Genomic DNA, 16,717 nt, shown 5'->3' on the forward strand with positions numbered 1-16,717 from the left:
GTCCATGGATCTGATTCAGAACTTGTCGACGGGTTTTGGCGTGGCTTTCACGTTCCAGAACCTGATCTACTGCTTTGTGGGCTGTCTGCTCGGTACGCTGATTGGCGTGCTGCCCGGCATTGGCCCTGTGGCGACCATCGCCATGTTGCTGCCAGCGACTTATGCACTGCCTCCCGTGGCGGCGCTGATCATGCTGGCCGGTATTTACTACGGCGCCCAGTATGGAGGCTCTACCACCGCCATTCTGGTGAACCTGCCAGGTGAATCGTCCTCTGTGGTGACCGTGATCGACGGTTACCAGATGGCCCGAAAAGGCCGGGCGGGGCCCGCGTTGGCGGCAGCTGGTATCGGCTCCTTCTTCGCAGGCTGCGTGGGTACCGTGATTCTGGCTGCCTTCGCTCCTCCCCTGACCGAAGTCGCTTTCAAGTTCGGCCCTGCCGAGTACTTCTCGCTGATGACCCTGGGTCTGATCGGTGCCGTGGTGCTGGCTTCCGGCTCGCTGCTCAAGGCGATCGCGATGATCGTGCTGGGTCTGCTGCTGGGCATGGTCGGTACCGACGTGAACTCCGGTGTGGCCCGTTACAGCTTCGACATTCCTGAGCTGACCGACGGCATCGACTTCGTCGTGATCGCCATGGGTGTGTTCGGTTACGGCGAAATCATTGCCAACCTGTCCAAGCCCGACGACGAGCGCGAAGTGTTCGCTGCCAAGGTGACCGGTCTGATGCCCACAGGCGAAGACTTCAAGCGCATGATTCCTGCCATGCTGCGCGGCACGGCCCTGGGTTCGGCCCTGGGTATCTTGCCCGGTGGCGGTGCCATGCTGTCGGCCTTTGCTGCCTACACCATCGAAAAGAAGACCAAGCTGAAGCCCGGCGAAGTTCCTTTCGGTCAAGGCAATATCCGCGGCGTGTGCGCTCCCGAGTCGGCCAACAACGCCGGTTCGCAGACATCGTTCATTCCTCTGCTGACCCTGGGTATTCCTCCCAACGCCGTGATGGCGCTGATGGTGGGTGCCATGACGATTCACAACATCCAGCCCGGTCCTCAGGTGATGACCAGCAACCCAGAACTGTTCTGGGGTCTGATCGCCTCCATGTGGATTGGTAACCTGATGCTGATCATCTTGAACCTGCCGCTGATCGGCGTCTGGATCAAGCTGCTGACCGTGCCTTACCGCTGGCTGTTCCCGTCCATCGTGTTGTTCTGTGCTATCGGCGTGTACGGTACCAACAACAACGCCTGGGACGTGTGGATGGTGGGTATCTTCGGTTTCATCGGCTATGTGTTCCACAAGCTGGGTACCGAACCTGCTCCTCTGCTGCTGGGCTTCATCCTGGGCCCGATGATGGAAGAAAACCTGCGCCGTGCCCTGCTGCTGTCGCGTGGTGACTGGTCGGTCTTCGTGACCCGCCCCATCTCTGCCTGCCTGCTGGCCGCTGCCCTGGTGCTGCTGGTCGTGGTGCTGATGCCTGCAGTGAAGAACAAGCGTGAAGAAGCCTTCGTGGAAGACTGATGGTCTTGCCTGATTGCTGAATCAAGCGCAAAAGCGGCCCGCAAGGGCCGCTTTTTTGATATGAGGACCTTTGTTTCGGGGGCCATGGATTAGGGCGGCAAAATAGCTGCAGTTATTCGAAAGATTGCATGGCCTTGTCTCTATTGCCCGCGCAGCACCCCCAGCGGGTCTTGCTGCACAACGAAATTCACGCGCGTCCTGCGGAAATCATGCAGGCCCCTCTGGCCATCACGCATATCGTGATGCTCACCGATGCGGCCCAGCGCGAGGCCAGCCGCGAACATGTGGCGGCCCTGCTGCGCAACCACCACCGCCCCCTGCCCGATGCGGCAACCACCCATGTGCTGATCGACCTGGGCGCGTTTCGCCTGCGCTGGGAGCAGCACACCGAGTTTGTGGCCTGGACCTTCACCACGCCCATGGCGCAGGCCGGCGTGGCCGATGTGCGCGAGCCCGAGACCGCCATCGATGCCGTGCCGCGCGACTGGCTGGCCGCCCTGCCGGGGCAGTGCCTGAGCAGCCTGCACCTGTGGGCGCTGAACGAGCAGGATGTGGACCCGCACTATCTGATGCGTCACATGCTGCATGCCGATACCCTGGTCGGCTCACGTGTCTCCGGTGGCGCAGGCTCCATCTATACCGACTTTGCGATTCATCCCGACGGCTTCTCGCGCATGCTGCTGCTGGCGGGCGCCGATCTGTCGCCGCGCCGCCTGGGCCGTCTGGTGCAGCGGGTGCTGGAGATCGAGACCTATCGCATGGCGGCGCTGCTCGGCCTGCCGGCCGCGCGCAAGGCTGCAGCCGTGCTGGCCACGGCCGAGCGTGAGCTGGCCGAGCTGGCGAATGCCATTCGTGCGGCAGACCGCGACACCGAGCCGGCCCTGCTGGACCGCCTGACCCGGCTGGCCGGTCAGGTGGAGAGCGAGTACGCGGCCACGCATTCGCGCTTTTCGGCCAGCTCCGCCTATTTCGAGCTGGTGGACAGGCGCATTCAGGAAATTCAGGAGACGCGGGTGGATGGCATCCAGACCATTCGCGAATTCATGGACCGGCGCCTCACGCCTGCGCGCGCGACCTGCGAATGGGCGACACGCCGCCAGAATGCGCTGTCCGAGCGGGTCTCGCGCGTCAGCAGTCTGCTGCGCACGCGCGTCGAGATCGAGCAGCAGCAAAGCAGCCAGCAACTGCTGGGCACCATGAACGATCGCCAGGGCACGCAGCTCAAGCTGCAATCCACGGTGGAAGGTCTGTCGGTCGCGGCCATCACCTATTACATCACCGGCCTGATCAGCTATCTGGCCAAGGGCGGGCAGAAACTGGGCTGGCCCTGGTCGCCCGAGTCGACGGCGGCCATGGCCATTCCGGTCGTGGCCCTGGGTGTCTGGTGGTCGCTGCGCAGGCTGCACCACAAGCTGTTTCATGGTCGCAGTCATTGAACGTTGAAATGACTGCTGGTGCTTGGACAAAAAAAAGCGCTGGCAGCTATGGATTTTGATAGTGTCGGGCAGTTTGCCCGGCTTGGAAACTGTGTGAAAGGACACTGACATGGACTTTGGTATCTCCGGGCGCTGGGCTCTGGTCTGCGGCGCCAGCAAAGGTTTGGGTTTTGGCTGCGCCAAGGCCCTGGCCGAAGAGGGTGTGAATCTGGTCATCAATGCCAGAAACGCCGAGACATTGCAGCTGGCAGTGCAGAAGCTGCAAGCCATTGCTCCTCAGATCAAGGTCATCGGTGTGGCTGCAGACATCACCACGCCAGAAGGTCGCACGGCAGTGTTCGAGGCCGCCGGCGGCCCGGGCAAGGACTACGACATCGTCGTGACCAACGCCGGCGGCCCGCCTCCTGGCGACTTCCGCACCTGGGATCGTGAAGCCTGGATCAAGGCCGTGGACGCCAATATGCTGACCCCCATCGAGCTGATCAAGGCCACGGTGGACGGCATGGCAGCGCGTGGCTTCGGTCGCATCGTCAACATCACCTCGAGCGCGGTCAAGGCGCCTATCGACATCCTGGGACTGTCCAACGGCGCGCGCAGCGGTCTGACGGGCTTTGTAGCCGGCCTGGCGCGTTCGGGCATTGCTGCCAAGGGCGTGACCATCAACAGCATCCTGCCTGGCAAGTTCGACACCGATCGTCTGGTGGCCACCCATCAGGCAGCGGCCAACAAGACCGGCCAGGACCTGGATGCCGTGCGTCAGGCCCAGGCCGCTCAGATTCCTGCCAAGCGCTTTGGCACGGCCGAAGAATTCGGCGCCATCTGTGCCTTCCTGTGCAGCCGCCAGGCTGGCTATATGACGGGCCAGAACATCCTGCCTGACGGCGGTCTGTACCCCGGCACTTACTGATCGTTGATCGACGGCCGAAACGACAAAGCCCCGCAGTGCGGGGCTTTTGTCTGGGGCGGCGGGCTATTTGCGCGACGACACGACGATGCCGGTCACGATCAGCGCAAACGCAAGCGCGTGGTAGAGGTGCGGGGTTTCGCCGAGCACGGGAATCGACAGCAGGGCCGTGAACAGCGGAATCAGGTTGCCGAAGAAGCCTGCAATGGCGGGCGTGGCGCGCTGCACGCCCATGCCCCAGAAGCGGTAGGCCAGAATGGCCGGGCCCACGGCGATGAACAGCAGGCTGCCCAGCAACGGCCAGCCCGGCACCAGACGGAATTCGCCCAGCAAGGCTTCGCCGCCCGTGAAGAGACCGGACCAGAGCAGGCCGAAAACGATCTGAGCGAGCAAGAAGCTGGCCCAGTGCGACTTCACCTCCTGTGGGCCGCTGCTGCGCGACAACAGCCAGGTGTAGAAGGCCCAGGCGATGGTTGCCAGCACCATGAACAGGTCGCCGGGCACAAAGTGCAGATCGAGCAGCGTCTGCCAGTCGCCGCGCGACATCACCACCGCCACGCCCAGCACCGACAGCAAAGCCCCTCCCATCTGCCGGCGGCTGACGCGAATGCCCCAGCACAGCCGGCCTATGGCCAGCATCCACACCGGCATGCTGGAGCTCACCAGCGTCACATTCAGCGGGGTCGAGGTCTTGAGCGCCAGATACAGCAAGGCGTTGTAGCAGCCTATGCCCAGCAGCCCCAGCAGCATGTATTGCCGCCACAGGGGCCAGATCGGACTGTTCCTGCGCAGCACTCGCCATGCCAGCGGCAGCAGCAGCACAAAGGCGATGCACCAGCGAAAGAAGTTGAGTGCAAACGGCGAGATCAGATCGTGGGCGAGTCGGCCCACGATGGCATTGCCGGCCCACAGTGCCGGAGCCAGGCTGAGCATGGCGACCGTGGCGGGTTTCAAGGGGGAATTCATGGATTGTCACTGTAACCCGAGGCCGCTGGCGGGCAATCCAGCTGCGCCTTGCTGCGGTGGCTGGCGCTCCTCAATAGTGATGCAAGCCTTCCCGTTTTGCGAAGCTGAGCACAATGCAGGCCTGGGAGATTTTTCATGAAGCAGCAAACCACGCCGCCGCAGCAACAATGGCTGCAGGCACAGCAGGCCATGGCCAGCAGGCATCCTCTGCGCCTGCGCCAGCCGCTGTGCATTGACGAGCAGCAGATCGGCAGTATCGAGGCAGACTTTGCGCGCAAGCTGGGGGCCGATCTGCTGGCTGCGCACGGCATAGCGCTGAGGCTGCAGGCCGGGCAATGGCGGCTGGAAGGCCAGGGCGGGGCGACGGACAAGCTGAACCGGCTGGCACAGGCCATGCGCAGCGCCGGTCTTGCCGGTGCCTGGCGCAACGAGCAACTGGCGGTCTGCGATGCGCAGGGACGGCAACTGGCAACCGTCGAGCGTGGTGCCGTGCGGCCGCTGGGCATTGCCACCCGGGCCGTGCATCTGGTGGGCGTCTGCGCGGACGGCGCGCTCTGGGTGCAGCAGCGCGCAGAAAACAAGGCCAACAACCCCGGCATGTGGGACACCTTGATGGGGGGCATGGTCTCGGCAGCAGACAGTCTGGCCGAGGCGCTGGCGCGTGAGACCTGGGAAGAGGCCGGTCTGCGGGTGGCCGAGCTGGGCGAGCTCAGGCATGGTGGCGAGGTGGTGTTCGCAAGGCCCAGCGACGAAGCCGAGGGTCAGGGCTATATGGTCGAGCGCATAGACTGGTTCTCGGCGCTGGTGCCCGATGCGCTGCGGCCCGCGAACCAGGACGGCGAGGTGCAGCGTTTCGAGCGGCTGGATCTGGCCGAGGTTCAGAGCTGGATGCTGCAGGGCTATTTCACGCCCGAGGCCTCCCTGGTGCTTGCCGCCTACATGGACTGGTAGGACGGCAAGGCTGCTAGCGCTGGCTCTCCAGTGCAGTGGACTTGAGACGGCTGGGTGCCAGGGCTCCGGCCTGCTCGAGAATCGGATAGGCCACCGAGCACAGCAGGGAGTTGATGCGCTTGAGGTCGCTGATCATGTCGATATGCAGAGAGCTGGTCTCTATGCTCGATACCGTGTGCTGCGACAGGCGCTCCAGGTGGGTGGCCGAGTAGGCCAGCTCCAGATCGCGGAAGCGCGCTTTTTCCTCGAGCAGTTTTTGCGCTTCGCGCACGTTGCCATTGAGAAAGACGCTCATGGCCAGGCGCAGATTGTCCAGCAGATGCTGGGTCAGCTCGTGAATCTCCAGCTTGCCGGCGGCCGAGAACTGACGGCCCTTCTTGATCTTCTTGTCTTCCAGATCCAGCAGCACGCGCTCGATGATGTCTCCGATCTGCTCCATATTGATGGTGAAGCTGATGATTTCCGTCCAGCGCTGACCTTCGCGCTCGTCGAGTTCGGCGCGCGAGATCTTGGTCATGTAGTACTTGATGGCCGAATACAGATCGTCCACCGTCGATTCCAGGTGGCGCACTTCCTCGGAGAGCTTGGCATCGTCGGTCTCGGCGACCTTCTGCAGGCCGATCAGCATGGACTCCACCACGTCGGCCTGGTGCAGCGATTCGCGCACGGCGCAGGTGATGGCCAGCGAAGGCGTGGACAGGGCCGATGGGTCCAGGTGGCGAGGGCGCAGCAGCTTGGCCGCGCTTTCTTCCTCGGGCTTGGGCAGCATGGCGGTCACCCAGCGGGCCACGAGCTGGGTCAGGCCGATGAAGCACAGGCTGTTGAAGATGTTGAAGGCCAGGTGGAACATCACCACGTTCTGGCCGGCGTTGGACAGATAGGGCTGGGCGTACTGCGTCCACAGTCCGATGAAGGGCGCAACGATGGCCACGCCCATGATCTTGAACAGCAGATTGCCCACGGTGACCTGGCGCTCTTCCACCGCCGACTTGGCAGTGGTGAGCGCCGCGACCAGGCCGCTGCCCAGGTTGGCGCCCAGGGTCAGGCCCAGAGCCACATCCAGCGGAATGGCGCCGGAGCTGGCCATGGCCGCAATCAGCAGTACCACGGCCAGGCTGGAATAGGCCAGCACGGCCAGTACCGCGCCCAGCAGCAACTCCATGAACAGATCGCTGCTGACCGAGGCCAGCAGGGTGCGCACGGCCGGGGCCTGCAGCAAGGGCTCGGTGGCTTCCACCACCAGGCGCAGGGCCAGCAGCATCAGGCCCAGGCCGATGAGCACACGACCGATGCGCCCGGGCTTGGAATCCTTGCGCGAGATATAGAGCACCACGCCGACAAAAATGAACAGCGGCGAGAGCCAGGAAAGATCGGTGGAGAACAGCACGGCCATCAGGGCCGTGCCGACATCGGCGCCGCGCATCACGGCCAGGGCCGAGGGCAGGGTGATCAGACCCTGGCCGACGAAGGACGAGGTCATCAGCGAGGTGGCGGTGCTCGACTGCACGAGGGCCGTGACGCCCATGCCCGAGAGTGCTGCCGAGAAACGGTTGCTCATGCTGCGGGCAAGAATATTGCGCAGGTTGGCGCCGAAGACCTGCAGAACGCCGGTGCGAACCATCTGAGAGCCCCAGATCAACAGGGCAATGGCTGCTAAAAGATTCAATAAATGCTTCATGTTCTGCCCGCGAAGGAGCGACCTAATATACCCCTGAGTGAGGCGGTTCTGCCCGGAGTCCTCCCTCTTCTCGCACAAATAAGTGCGGAATAAGGAAAACAATAGAACAAAAACGAAATATTTAAAACATCGTTTCTACGGATGCGAAATAGGAAAAAACCGAAATTTTTTGAAGTCTGCATTGCCTATGCTGCTATCAAAAAGGTGGTTTCATGATTCCTTCACTGCCCGGCGCTGCGGCTGTGGGCTTTCTTTTGACGCTGCTGGCGGCCCTGGTGGCCGTCGGCCTGCTGCTGTGGTGGGGCTGGCGGCTGTGGCATGTGCGCTGCGGCCGGCCCAGGCCGCCGCTGCGCATCTGGCAGTGGGAACTGGCCGTATGGCTGTCCATACTGCCCATTGCAACACTCGTAGGGCTGGCGCAGATTACCTGGGTCGATCACCGGCAGGAGCGGCAGAGGACCGCGCAGCAGCGGCTCACGCACATCACGCTGGAGCGGCCCGTGGTCTGGGGCGACATCGTCTTGCCCGCAGGCAGCCATATTCAGCGCGAAGCGCCCCAGGGCGCAGAGAAGCGAGGCGGGCAGCCCGATCTGCGAGGCCTGAAGGAGATACGCTTTCCCCATCCCGTGCAACTGGGCGATATCTGGGTCAACGCCTTGAGCGTCTACCACCAGGTGCTGCTGGAGCTGGACCGGCCCTACGAATTCTCGGCACCGGGCCGGCAGAATGTGCGCTGCGAACCCGGAAACATGGTGCAGATGACTGCCGGCGAGCAGCCCCGCAGCTTCGACAAAAACCTGTTTCCCAGGCGCCTGAACGGCCTGGTGCTGGAGGACTGGGTGTTTGATGCCTGCTTCATCAGCACGCCCATCAGCGTGCGCTACTGGAAGGAAGACAGGCTGGTCTGGGCCGATGCGCCTGTCTATGCGTCGGCCGCATCCGTGCCGGTCACGGTGCAATGAAAAAGCCCGCTGTCTGCTTCAGAGACAGCGGGCCTTGCGCCTGGGGGGGCGGCCGGTGCCTAGGAGGTCCGGGCCTTGGCACGCCTTGCACGCAAGAGCTCGTCGAGTATCAGCAGGATGGCCCCCAGGGTGATGCCCATGTCGGCCACGTTGAAGGCCGGGAAATGGCTGCTGCCCCAGTAGAAGTCCAGAAAGTCCACCACATAGCCGTGCTGCAGGCGGTCCACCACATTGCCGATGGCCCCGCCCAGGATGCTGGACAGCGACAGGCAGAACATCTTCTCGCCGGGGTGCTTGCGCAGCTGCCAGACGATGAGCACGGTGGCAATCACGCCGATGGCCACGAACAACCAGCGCTGCCAGCCGCTGCCGCCCGCAAGGAAGGAGAAGGCAGCGCCCGTGTTGTGTGCGCGCACGATGTTGAAGAAGCCGGTGATGGGAGTCCAGTCCCCATGCTGGTAGTGGCTCAGAATCATCTGCTTGGTGATCTGATCCACGCCGATGATGACAAGCGCCCACAGCAGCCAGGGCCAGATACGGCCAAGGCCTGCGGAGGAGGTCTGGGTGTTGCTCATGGCAGCTCTTTGCTAAGTTTTTTTGATAGCGGTTAGCGCTTGATTTAAAAGGATTTCAGCATAAATCAATGCTGAAAATGGCTGCCAGAAAGCGCTGGCAGCTCACTTTTTGATGGATCAAGCCTTGGTGCGGACTTCGCCCGTGCCGTGCAGATTGCTGTCGCAGCGGCCGCAGATCGAGGGATGCTCGGGGTTCACGCCCACGTCTTCGCGGTAGTGCCAGCAGCGCTCGCACTTGGCGTGCTCGCTGGCCTTCACGGTGGTGGTCAGGGCATCGCCGGCCACGGCAGTCGCTGCCGAGGTGATGAAGACGAACTTCAGATCGTCCTTGAGGCTTTGCAGCAGGGCCAGGTCTTCGGGCTCGGCCGTGAGCGTGACTTCGGCCTGCAGGGACGAGCCCACGGCGCCGGTGGTGCGCACCACTTCGATGTCCTTGTTGACCAGGTTGCGGATCTCGCACAGGCGCGTCCACTTGGCCAGCAGGCCTTCGTCGCCGGCAGGCAGCTCGGTGAACTTCTCCAGGAAGATGGATTCGCTGTGGCCCACGATCTTCCAGGCTTCCTCGGCCGTGAAGGACAGGAAGGGCGACATCCAGCGCAGCAGCGCCTGGGTGATCTGGTAGAGCGCGGTCTGGGCCGAGCGGCGTGCCAGGCTCTTGGGGGCGCTGGTGTAGAGACGGTCCTTGAGCACGTCCAGGTAGAAGCCGCCCAGGTCTTCGGAGCAGAACAGCTGCAGCTTGGCGACCACGGGGTGGAACTCGTAGACCTTGTAGTGGGCCAGGATCTCCTGCTGCAGCTGGGCCGAACGCGCCAGCGCGAACTGGTCGATCTCCAGCATCTCGCCGTAGGCCACGGCGTCCTTGCTCGCGTCGAAGTCGCTGGTGTTGGCCAGCAGGAAACGCAGCGTGTTGCGGATGCGGCGATAGGCGTCCACCACGCGGGCCAGGATCTTGTCGTCGATGCCCAGGTCGCCCGAGTAGTCGGTCGAGGCCACCCACAGACGGATGATTTCCGCGCCCATCTTGCTGGACACATCCTGCGGGGCCACGGTGTTGCCCAGCGACTTGGACATCTTCTTGCCCTGGCCGTCCACGGTGAAGCCATGGGTCAGCAGGCCGCGGTAGGGCGCGCGGCCGAAGATGGCCGACGCCAGCAGCAGCGAGCTGTGGAACCAGCCGCGGTGCTGGTCGTGGCCTTCCAGGTACAGGTCGGCCTCGGGGCCGTGGTCGTGGTGGTGCTCGGGATGGGTGCCGCGCAGCACATGCCAGAAGGTGGAGCCCGAGTCGAACCAGACTTCCAGAATGTCGGTGCTCTTGGTGTAGTGCTTGGCTTCCTCGGCACCCAGGATGTCTTCGGTGCTCACGCGGCTCCAGGCTTCGATGCCGCCTTGCTCGATCATGGCCGCCGCCTGGTCGATGATCTCCATGGTGCGCGGGTGCAGGGCGCCCGTGTCCACATGCAGGAAGAAGGGGATGGGCACGCCCCAGCTGCGCTGGCGCGAGATGCACCAGTCGGGACGGCCGGCGATCATGGCGCGCAGGCGGTCCTGGCCGTTTTGCGGGTAGAAGTTGGTCTGCTCGATGGCGTCCAGCGCGATCTGGCGCAGGGTCTTCTCGGGCTTTTGCGCGGGATCGGTGAACACGCCTTCGCCCTCGTCCATGCGGATGAACCACTGGGCGGCCGCGCGATAGATGACGGGCGTCTTGTGGCGCCAGCAGTGCGGATAGCTGTGGCTGATGGTGGTGGTGTCCATCAGGCGGCCCGCGACCTTCAGGGCGTCGAGGATGACGGGCACGGCCTTCCAGATATGCTGGCCGCCGAACATGGGCAGGTCGGCCGCGTATACGCCGTTGCCTTGCACGGGGTTCAGGATCTGCTTGTAGTCCATGCCGTTGGACATGCAGCTGTTGAAGTCGTCCACGCCATAGGCAGGGGCCGAGTGCACGATGCCGGTACCGTCGTCGGCGGTGGCGTATTCGGCCAGGTACACGGGCGAGATGCGGTCAAAGCCCTTGTCCACATGGGCCAGCGGGTGCTTGAAGGGCATGTGGTCGAGCTTTTCGCCCTTGGCGGTGGCGAGCACGCGGCCCTCCAGCTTCCAGCGGGCCAGGCATTTCTCGACCAGTGCGGAGGCCACGATCAGCAGGCCGCGCTCGGTCTCCACCAGGCTGTATTCCAGGTCGGGGTTGACGTTCAGCGCCTGGTTGGCAGGGATGGTCCAGGCCGTGGTCGTCCAGATGACGATGAAGGCTTCCTTGTCGAGCTTGTCCAGGCCGAATGCTGTGGCCAGTCTGGCCGGCTCGGCCGCGGGGAACATCACGTCCAGCGTCTGGCTTTGCTTGTCGGCGTATTCGATCTCGAACTCGGCCAGCGAGGAGGCGCAGTCAAAGCACCAGTACACGGGCTTGAGGCCGCGGTAGACAAAGCCACGCTCCATCACCTTCTTCAAGGCGCGCAGCTCGGCGGCCTCGTTGGCGTAGTTCATGGTCTTGTAGGGGTGATCCCAGTCGCCGAGCACGCCCAGGCGCTTGAAGTCCACCATCTGCTGCTCGATCTGCTCGGCGGCAAAGGCGCGGCTCTTGGCCTGCATCTCGTCGCGCGGCAGATTGCGGCCATGCAGCTTCTCGATGGCGTTCTCGATGGGCAGACCGTGGCAGTCCCAGCCCGGTGCGTAGAGCGCGTCGAAGCCTTCGAGCTGGCGGCTCTTGACGATCATGTCCTTGAGGATCTTGTTCACCGCATGGCCGATATGCAGCTTGCCGTTGGCGTAAGGAGGGCCATCGTGCAGGATGAACTTGGGTGCGCCGCTGCGGGCGTCACGCAGCTTCTTGTAGATGCCCTTGTCGTCCCATTCCTTGGCCCAGGCGGGCTCGCGCTTGGGCAGGTCGCCGCGCATGGGGAAGGGGGTGTCGGGCATGTTCAGCGTGGCGCGGTAGGCGGACGCTTCGGGCTTGTTGGACTTCGAATCAGACATGGGAAACCTTGAAAGCAATGCAATGCTCGGGCAGTTCTGCCTGGGCGTGAATGGTGAGGTGAGCGCCAGTGCGCTGCTGCGCCTGGGACGTGCGAGCAGCGAGCGTCAAATTCGGTCGCGCGTGGTCTGGCGACGAGTCTCTGTGTGCGACGAGGTATGGGACGGTATGTGGGCCGAGGCGAAAAACGCGCGCGCGTCATCGCAGTCCTTGGCGATGCCGACCGTCAGGGCATCGAGACTGTCATACTTCAGCTCGTCGTGCAGTTTGTGCAGAAGTTCCACGCGGATGATTTTACCGTAGGCACCTTCTCCACCCAGTTGGGCGGGCCAATCGAAACAGTGGGTCTCCAGCAGCACTCGCCCGCCGTTGATGTCGTTGGGGTCCAGCGAGGGGCGCACGCCGAGGTTGGCCACGCCCTGCAGCGGCTTGTCCGTCAGCCCATGCACCAGCACGGCAAAAATGCCGCTGGCGGCAGGCTTCCAGTGGTCGAAGCGCAGATTCAGCGTGCGAAAGCCGTCCTCGGCGCCGTCTATGGATTCGGCCAGCTTGCGGCCCAGCTTGCGACCGTGCACCACATGGCCGGAGATGCGATAGGGGTGGCCCAGCAGCTTGGCGGCCTGCTGCATGTCGCCGGCGGCCAGCGCCTCGCGCACGGCCGTGCTGGAGACGCGCAGGCCATGGACTTCATAGCTGTTCATGCGGGCCACATCAAAGCCCAGGGCCTGACCGGCGTTGTCCAGCATGGCGTAATCACCGGCGCGCCTGGCGCCAAAACGGAAGTCGTCGCCCACCAGCACGTACTTGGCACCCAGGCCCGAGATCAGCACATCCTGAATGAAATCTTCGGGGCTCTGGCTGGCCAGGGCCTGATTGAAGGGCAGGATCACGACCTGATCGACGCCGCAGACCTCGAGCTGGCTGAGCTTGTCGCGCAACGTGCCCACGCGTGCCGGGGCCAGCTCCGGCTTGCCCAGCTTTTGCGCGAAGTAGTCGCGCGGGTGCGGCTCGAAGGTCATGGCGCAGCTGGGGATGCCGCGCTGGGCTGCCTCGGCCTTGAGCAGGCCCAGCATGGCTTGATGTCCCCGGTGTACACCATCAAAATTGCCGATTGTCACAGCGCAGGCCGGGGCCAGGCCGGGATGATTGATACCGCGGAAAATCTTCATGGACTGCTTCGTTCTTTATAGCAACTGGCGCCGATGCATGCGACACAAGCCGTCAATTTGACATAGTTTCAGAGTATATTGCTTCAAATCAGGCAGCCGTGGAGGCTGCATGAGTGTGCCCAAAAGCGCCAAGACGCTTGTCCGTTTTCCGTGGTCTAGGTTTGACTGTATGGAGGCTGGTTGTGAAAGTCTTGAAGCTGACAGCCCAGGGGCTGCCGCAGTCCTGGGTAACGCTGGAGCAGGCGGCGCTGCATTACGCAGCACAAGAGGTGCGCTGGGAAGCCGGTGTCGAAATCGCCTGCTTTCGTGGTGGCCACAATGCGGTGACGGGCAAGCAGTCAGTCATTCACATCAACTCCATCATCGGCACCAAGGGCATGCCGAACATCAACCCGCACGAGTTGCTGCCGGGGCTGACGAACGGCAAGCTCTTTGCGCGTGACCGCTGTGTCTGTGCCTATTGCGGGCGGCAATTCCACGAGAGCGATCTCACTCGCGAGCACATTGTCCCCGTGAGCACCGGCGGGCAGCACAGCTGGATGAATCTGGTCACGGCCTGCCGCGCCTGCAACCACCGCAAGGGGGCCAGAACGCCGGAGCAGGCCCGCATGCCCCTGCTCTACACGCCCTACACGCCTACGCTGTGGGAGGATTTCATCCTGAGAAACCGCCGCATTCTGGCCGATCAGATGGAGTTTCTCGTGGCCCATGTGCCGCGTGGATCGCGCTGGCGCAGCTGAAAAGGCATGAAAAAAGCCCCGGGCTGGAACGCGCGGGGCTGTGAAGAGAGGACGCAGGCAGGAGATCAGGCGTTGGTGGCGACGGCTTTTTGCCAGGCCTCGTAGAGGTCTTCGCCCGTATCGCGCACGCGCTGGCCGATCAGGGCCATCTCGCGCTGGTCTTCAGGCTTGGCCAGTTCCACATAGCCGCGCGCGGCCGACAGGTCGTAGGGCTCGCCGTCTTCGTTGGAGTAGGCGAAGTAGACCTGCTTCACGCCGGCCAGCAGCATGGCCGTGTAGCACATGGAGCAGGGGTAGCCGCTGGCATACATGACGGCTCCCGACAGATCGGTGCTGCCCTGGGCCTTGGCCCCTATGCGCAGGGCCTGCATCTCGGCGTGGGCCGAAGGGTCGCAGAGCTCATCGACCTGGTTGACGGCGCGCGCCAGGATCTGGCCGTCCCTGACCAGCACGGCGCCGAAGGGCCAGGTCGCGGATTCGCGGCCCCTGACATTGCCCATGGCCAGGCGGATGGATTCAAGCAGGTATTTGCCGCTGTCGTTTTCGTTGTTCATAGAGTTGTTCTCCTTGGTAAGAATCAGCTGCCGCGGTAGGTATTGAAGAACCAGGGCGAGCACAGCATGGGCACGTGGTAGTGCTGGGCCGCGTCGAAGATGGAAAAGCGCACCAGCACTTCTTCCGACAGCGCCGTGGGCTCCTTGAAGTGCTCGCCCGTGTAAAAGCGTAGCTCGAAGTCCCCGGTGCGGGCCGCGGCGGCGGGCAGCATGGGGGCGTCGGTGCGGCCGTCGGCATTGGTGCGGGTGCTGCTCAGGCGCTGCGCCGGGGTCTGCGCCACGTCGTAGAGTTCCACCCGCATGCCGGCGATGGGACGTCCGTTGGTGAGGTTGAGTGCATGGGTGCTGATGCCTGCCATGGTGGTCTTTCGGTGGGTTGCGATAGAGCGGTGTCGGGGCCTCAGCTGCCGCGCGAATAGGTGTAGCTCCAGGGGCCGAACTGAATGGGCAGGTGGATGCGCTCTGCCGTGTTCACGATCTGGAAGCGCACCGGCACCTTGGACAGAAAGGCCGGGCGCGGCAGCCTGGCGCCCTTGGCCGCAAAGTACTCGTCCACGTGCAGCAGCATTTCGTAGCGGCCGCTGCGGTAGCTGTCGTCGATCAACAGCGGTTCTTCGGCGCGGCCGTTGGCATTCACGACAAAGCTGCGTATCGGAACATAGGTCTCGCCGTCGAAGCGAGAGAAGTCGATGCGCAAGCCCGTGGCTGCAGAACCATGGAAGGTGTCCACGGCATGCATGGTCAGGCGCGGGCTGACGCCATGCAGCACGATGGGGCCGGTGGCCTGGGCGGGCGCTACCGGGGCCTTGTCGGCGGCCAGTGCGCCGTGTGTGCCCGTCGTCAGGGTCGAGGCGCCGAGCGCCAGGCCCGAGAGTGCGAACTGCCGGCGCGACGGGGTTGATGTGGGTGTGGAATGCATGCGGGATGACTCCTTCAGGCGTTCTTGCGGCGCTGGATGCGGGCGACGAAGGCGATGGCGAGAACGGCTGCCAGGGCTTCCACGATGGCCACCAGGTACAGGCCCGGAGCGACCTTGCCGGTAGAGGCCTTGATCACGCCCATCAGATAAGGGGCGCCGAAGCCGGCCAGATTGGCCACCGAATTGATCAGCGCCACGCCCACGGCGGCTGCGCCGCCGCTGAGCAGCATATTGGGCATCTGCCAGAAGACGGGAATCGCACTCATGGTGCCCACCAGCGCCAGAACCATGGCCGTCAGCGCCACGATCACGGGGATGCTGTCCATGCCCATGGTGACGGCCAGGGCCAGCATGCCCGCGGCGCCCAGCAGGACCGAGCCCGCGAAGTGCCAGCGTACCTCGCCACGGTGGTCGGAATGGCGACCGTTGATGATCATGCCGGCCGCGCCGAGCAGATAGGCGGCACCGGCGATCCAGCCCACCTGCATGGGCGAGGTGAAGCCCGCTTCGCGAATCACGGTGGGAATCCAGAAGGTCAGCGTGGAGTTGGCGCACAGCAGGCAGAAGAACACCGCGATCAGCAGCCACACCATGGGGTTGCCGAACAGGGTGCGCCAGTCGCTGTGGCGTTCGCCCTGGGCCTTCTGGTCGATCTCGAGCTGCTGGCGCACGACGGCGCGGTCCGTATCGGTGAGCCATTTGGCTTGCTCGGGACGGTCGGTCATGTAGAAGTAGGCAAAGATGCCGGCCAGCACCGAGGGGATACCTTCGATGATGAACAGCCATTGCCAGCCGTGCATGCCGTGCGCGCCTGCCGCCCAGGTCATGATGCCGCCGGCCAGCGGGCCGCCGATGACGCCGGCGATGGCCGAGGCCGACATGAAGGTACCGAAGGCCTTGGCGCGGCGCTTGGACGGGTACCAGTAGGTCAGGTAGAGGATGATGCCGGGGTAGAAGCCGGCCTCGAACACGCCCATCAGAAAGCGCAGGACGTAGAACTGGGTCGGTGTGGTCACCCAGGCCTGGAGGATGCAGATCAGGCCCCAGCCTATGGTGATGCGCATCACCGTCTTCTTGGCGCCTATCTTCTGCAGCAGCATGTTGGACGGCACTTCGAACAGGAAGTAGCCGATGAAGAAGATGCCGGCGCCCAGGCCGTAGACGGCTTCGCTGAACTTCAGGTCGTCGAGCATCTGCAGCTTGGCGAAGCCGATGTTGACGCGGTCCAGCCAGGCCAGCACCCACAGCACGCCCAGAAAGGGCAGCAGGCGCCAGGAGATCTTGGAATAGGTGGCGTCGACCTGATCGACGGAAGCAGCGGTGCCGCTGATCGGCACATGATGAGCACTCATGGCAAGTCCTTGTCTCGGAAATTT

General features: G+C 63.7%; 15 protein-coding genes. 6 read left to right on the forward strand and 9 right to left on the reverse strand.

From position 1 onward, the window contains the following. The first annotated feature begins 4 nt into the window (after positions 1-4). The 3 genes from O987_RS04725 to O987_RS04735 all read left to right on the forward strand — a co-directional run bounded on the left by O987_RS04725 (position 5) and on the right by O987_RS04735 (position 3,859). Positions 5-1,516 carry a tripartite tricarboxylate transporter permease gene (locus O987_RS04725; RefSeq protein ID WP_043370990.1) on the forward strand — a complete coding sequence of 504 codons (1,512 nt, stop codon included), beginning with the start codon at positions 5-7 and terminating at the stop codon, positions 1,514-1,516. A gap of 128 nt (positions 1,517-1,644) precedes the next feature. Continuing rightward, complete coding sequence (locus tag O987_RS04730; protein ID WP_003058273.1) at positions 1,645-2,952, forward strand: DUF3422 family protein; 1,308 nt, start codon at positions 1,645-1,647, stop codon at positions 2,950-2,952. 109 nt (positions 2,953-3,061) lie between these two features. After that, positions 3,062-3,859, forward strand: coding sequence for an SDR family oxidoreductase (locus O987_RS04735; protein WP_003058272.1), 798 nt, complete (start codon positions 3,062-3,064; stop codon positions 3,857-3,859). A 63-nt stretch (positions 3,860-3,922) separates the two neighbouring features. Here the strand turns inward: O987_RS04735 and O987_RS04740 are convergent, their stop codons facing one another. Further along, positions 3,923-4,822 carry a DMT family transporter gene (locus tag O987_RS04740; protein ID WP_003058271.1) on the reverse strand — a complete coding sequence of 300 codons (900 nt, stop codon included), beginning with the start codon at positions 4,820-4,822 and terminating at the stop codon, positions 3,923-3,925. A gap of 135 nt (positions 4,823-4,957) precedes the next feature. Between O987_RS04740 and O987_RS04745 the strand changes: the two genes are divergently transcribed. Then, positions 4,958-5,773 (forward strand): NUDIX hydrolase, encoded by an 816-nt coding sequence (locus tag O987_RS04745; protein WP_043370991.1) that lies wholly within the window; start codon positions 4,958-4,960, stop codon positions 5,771-5,773. A 13-nt stretch (positions 5,774-5,786) separates the two neighbouring features. On the opposite strand, the gene O987_RS04750 is transcribed toward O987_RS04745, so the two are convergent. After that, entirely contained in the window at positions 5,787-7,451 is a 1,665-nt protein-coding gene (locus O987_RS04750; protein WP_003058269.1) for a Na/Pi cotransporter family protein, read from the reverse strand. A 212-nt stretch (positions 7,452-7,663) separates the two neighbouring features. Here O987_RS04750 and O987_RS04755 point away from each other — a divergent pair, with 212 nt between their 5' ends. Then, on the forward strand, positions 7,664-8,413 hold the full coding sequence (locus O987_RS04755) for a hypothetical protein (RefSeq protein WP_043370993.1): 750 nt from the start codon (positions 7,664-7,666) through the stop codon (positions 8,411-8,413). Positions 8,414-8,472: 59 nt separating this feature from the next. On the opposite strand, the gene lspA is transcribed toward O987_RS04755, so the two are convergent. The 3 genes from lspA to O987_RS04770 all read right to left on the reverse strand — a co-directional run bounded on the left by lspA (position 8,473) and on the right by O987_RS04770 (position 13,128). Then, entirely contained in the window at positions 8,473-8,988 is a 516-nt protein-coding gene (gene lspA / locus O987_RS04760; RefSeq protein ID WP_003058265.1) for a signal peptidase II, read from the reverse strand. Between the two features lie 117 nt (positions 8,989-9,105). Then, on the reverse strand, positions 9,106-11,961 hold the full coding sequence (gene ileS, locus O987_RS04765; RefSeq protein WP_003058264.1) for an isoleucine--tRNA ligase: 2,856 nt from the start codon (positions 11,959-11,961) through the stop codon (positions 9,106-9,108). A gap of 105 nt (positions 11,962-12,066) precedes the next feature. Next, on the reverse strand, positions 12,067-13,128 hold the full coding sequence (locus O987_RS04770; protein WP_043370995.1) for a bifunctional riboflavin kinase/FAD synthetase: 1,062 nt from the start codon (positions 13,126-13,128) through the stop codon (positions 12,067-12,069). Between the two features lie 182 nt (positions 13,129-13,310). Here O987_RS04770 and O987_RS04775 point away from each other — a divergent pair, with 182 nt between their 5' ends. Further along, the gene (locus O987_RS04775) at positions 13,311-13,868 is read left to right on the forward strand and encodes an HNH endonuclease (RefSeq protein WP_003058259.1); all 558 of its coding nucleotides are present in this window, start codon (positions 13,311-13,313) and stop codon (positions 13,866-13,868) included. 65 nt (positions 13,869-13,933) lie between these two features. Here the strand turns inward: O987_RS04775 and O987_RS04780 are convergent, their stop codons facing one another. The 4 genes from O987_RS04780 to O987_RS04795 are packed head-to-tail and all read right to left on the reverse strand — an operon-like array spanning position 13,934 to position 16,693. Then, the gene (locus tag O987_RS04780; protein ID WP_003058258.1) at positions 13,934-14,422 is read right to left on the reverse strand and encodes a nucleoside deaminase; all 489 of its coding nucleotides are present in this window, start codon (positions 14,420-14,422) and stop codon (positions 13,934-13,936) included. Positions 14,423-14,445: 23 nt separating this feature from the next. Next, a complete protein-coding gene (gene uraH, locus O987_RS04785) occupies positions 14,446-14,781 on the reverse strand; it encodes a hydroxyisourate hydrolase (protein ID WP_003058256.1) in 336 nt (111 codons plus the stop codon). A gap of 41 nt (positions 14,782-14,822) precedes the next feature. Further along, positions 14,823-15,341, reverse strand: coding sequence for a hydroxyisourate hydrolase (locus O987_RS04790; protein ID WP_003058255.1), 519 nt, complete (start codon positions 15,339-15,341; stop codon positions 14,823-14,825). A gap of 14 nt (positions 15,342-15,355) precedes the next feature. After that, positions 15,356-16,693, reverse strand: a complete 1,338-nt coding sequence (locus tag O987_RS04795) for an MFS transporter (RefSeq protein WP_003058254.1) — start codon at positions 16,691-16,693, stop codon at positions 15,356-15,358. Positions 16,694-16,717 lie beyond the last annotated feature (24 nt).

It is taken from the genome of Comamonas testosteroni TK102, assembly GCF_000739375.1.
Lineage (GTDB): Bacteria > Pseudomonadota > Gammaproteobacteria > Burkholderiales > Burkholderiaceae_C > Comamonas > Comamonas brasiliensis.

What these genes read in the sequence shown, in the direction of transcription:
- O987_RS04725 (WP_043370990.1), top strand. Translation starts at nt 5, where the DNA reads ATGGATCTGATTCAGAACTTGTCGACGGGTTTTGGCGTGGCTTTCACG.
- O987_RS04730 (WP_003058273.1), top strand. Translation starts at nt 1,645, where the DNA reads ATGGCCTTGTCTCTATTGCCCGCGCAGCACCCCCAGCGGGTCTTGCTG.
- O987_RS04735 (WP_003058272.1), top strand. Translation starts at nt 3,062, where the DNA reads ATGGACTTTGGTATCTCCGGGCGCTGGGCTCTGGTCTGCGGCGCCAGC.
- O987_RS04740 (WP_003058271.1), bottom strand. Translation starts at nt 4,822, where the DNA reads ATGAATTCCCCCTTGAAACCCGCCACGGTCGCCATGCTCAGCCTGGCT.
- O987_RS04745 (WP_043370991.1), top strand. Translation starts at nt 4,958, where the DNA reads ATGAAGCAGCAAACCACGCCGCCGCAGCAACAATGGCTGCAGGCACAG.
- O987_RS04750 (WP_003058269.1), bottom strand. Translation starts at nt 7,451, where the DNA reads ATGAAGCATTTATTGAATCTTTTAGCAGCCATTGCCCTGTTGATCTGG.
- O987_RS04755 (WP_043370993.1), top strand. Translation starts at nt 7,664, where the DNA reads ATGATTCCTTCACTGCCCGGCGCTGCGGCTGTGGGCTTTCTTTTGACG.
- lspA (WP_003058265.1), bottom strand. Translation starts at nt 8,988, where the DNA reads ATGAGCAACACCCAGACCTCCTCCGCAGGCCTTGGCCGTATCTGGCCC.
- ileS (WP_003058264.1), bottom strand. Translation starts at nt 11,961, where the DNA reads ATGTCTGATTCGAAGTCCAACAAGCCCGAAGCGTCCGCCTACCGCGCC.
- O987_RS04770 (WP_043370995.1), bottom strand. Translation starts at nt 13,128, where the DNA reads ATGAAGATTTTCCGCGGTATCAATCATCCCGGCCTGGCCCCGGCCTGC.
- O987_RS04780 (WP_003058258.1), bottom strand. Translation starts at nt 14,422, where the DNA reads ATGAACAACGAAAACGACAGCGGCAAATACCTGCTTGAATCCATCCGC.
- uraH (WP_003058256.1), bottom strand. Translation starts at nt 14,781, where the DNA reads ATGGCAGGCATCAGCACCCATGCACTCAACCTCACCAACGGACGTCCC.
- O987_RS04790 (WP_003058255.1), bottom strand. Translation starts at nt 15,341, where the DNA reads ATGCATTCCACACCCACATCAACCCCGTCGCGCCGGCAGTTCGCACTC.
- O987_RS04795 (WP_003058254.1), bottom strand. Translation starts at nt 16,693, where the DNA reads ATGAGTGCTCATCATGTGCCGATCAGCGGCACCGCTGCTTCCGTCGAT.